This is a genomic window from Mycobacterium sp. TH-M11, assembly GCF_057473725.1.
Genome location: NZ_JBYCLD010000419.1, coordinates 1 through 1725 on the forward strand (window position 1 = coordinate 1; position 1725 = coordinate 1725).

1 protein-coding gene and 1 pseudogene are annotated in these 1725 nt (G+C 63.8%); one reads left to right on the forward strand and one right to left on the reverse strand.

What is annotated here, in order from left to right; translation table 11 throughout:
- Window positions 1–1372 (reverse strand): FAD-dependent oxidoreductase (locus tag AC2VOG_RS16490; protein ID WP_486940939.1); only part of this gene is annotated, 1372 nt, incomplete at its 3' end.
- Between the two features lie 254 nt (window positions 1373–1626).
- Here AC2VOG_RS16490 and AC2VOG_RS16495 point away from each other — a divergent pair.
- A pseudogene (locus tag AC2VOG_RS16495) lies at window positions 1627–1725 on the forward strand (LysR family transcriptional regulator); the annotation flags it as partial.

The following is a 1725-nucleotide window of genomic DNA, read 5'->3' on the forward strand; positions in this document are numbered from 1 at the left end:
CGGGATGCGCCTCCGGGAGTGGAGTCACGGCGAATCCGACACGTAGTAGATCCGGTACGGTCGGCAACTTAACGCGCGGCCGCCCCTCCCGCTCGCCGGCAGCCCGCTCGTGCCGGTCGATGGCAAGCCAGTGCTCGGCCCTGACGAGCCCGGGCTGGCGTTCGGCCAGCCAATCCGCGGGATCGCCACCTGAGTCGACGGGAGCGACCGTCACCAGGTCGGCCAGCAGAGAATCCACGGTTTCCTGGGAGTCCTTCTTGTTCGTACCGATCACCCCGCTGGGGCCGCGCTTGATCCACCCGGCGACGAATTCATTACGGCTGCCGGCTACCCGCCCGGCAGTGTTGGGGATTGTCCCGCTTCGCTCGTCGTACGGCAGGCCCGCGATCGGGGTGCCACGGTAACCCACCGCACGCACCACGAACTGTGCGGGCAGGGTCTCTCTGGCACCGGTGTCCTTGGCGGTGAGCCGGCCGCTGGCGTCCATGACCAACTCGTTAGTCCCCAAAACGATGTTCTCCACTTTGCCGGATCCGGTGATCTCGATCGGCGACGTGAAAAACTTGAAGACGATCCGGCGGTGGCCGGGGCGCGGTGTACGACTTGCGTAGTCACGCAACAGCTTCAAATTCTGCCGGACCGACTTGCTCGCCGCAGCGATATCCTCGTCGGTGATGCCGTCGAGTTGCGCGGGATCGACCACGACGTCGACGCCCTCAAGCTCGCCCAGTTCACGCAGCTCCAGGTTGGTGAATGCGCTCTGTAACGGCCCCCGCCGACCGATGATCACGACCTCGTCGATTCCACACGGGCGCAACGCCTGCAGTGCATGATCTGCGATGTCGGTCGCGGCAAGCGCCTCGGGATCCGTCACCATCATCCGGGCGGCGTCGAGTGCGACATTGCCGTTGCCGACCACTATCGCCCTCCCCCGCGACAACTTGGGAGACAACATCGCACACGACGGATGCGCGTTGTACCAGCCGACGAAGTCGACCGCAGACACGCTGCCCAACAAGTCTTCACCGGGGATGTTCAACGGCCTATCGGCTTGCGCTCCAACGGCGTAAATTACCGCATCATAGTGCTCCGCCAGCTCGTCGGCCTCAATGTCGCGTCCCACCATGACGTTACCGAACAGTCGGAATCGCTGGTCCTCGGCGGTCTTCTCGAATTGTGCGGTCACCGACTTGATCTTGGGATGGTCGGGCGCCACACCGGAACGTACCAGGCCCCATGGGGTCGGTAACATCTCCAGCACATCCACGCGCACGTCGAACTCGTCCGACGCGTCGGCAGCATTGAGCAACGCCGACGCCGCGAAGAATGCCGACGGCCCGGAGCCCACGATGGCAACGCGGTAGTGACGCATGATCAATTACCTCTGAACCGGCACGAAGCCGGTGTCTTCGGGGACGTCAAATGTGTCATACCTGCGATGATTCCCCGTGCCGAACGCTCCCGGTAGCGGTCGACGCCTTGTGAAGTCACAAACTTCCGTTGTGGCCGGTCTTCGCGGGGTGACGGCAGCGCGAAGTTCGCGAGATTACTTCGAAAGTGGTCGGGGTGTCCTGCATACGGTGCCGTATCGACTGCGCCGTCAACGATCTTGTGCTTTCATCGGGCATGCCGCTCAGTTCCCGCATGCCTGAGCTCAGCGCGTTCGAAATCTTTCTGGCACTGGCCCAGACGGGCAGCCAAGGCGGCGCGGCGCGCCAACTCGGA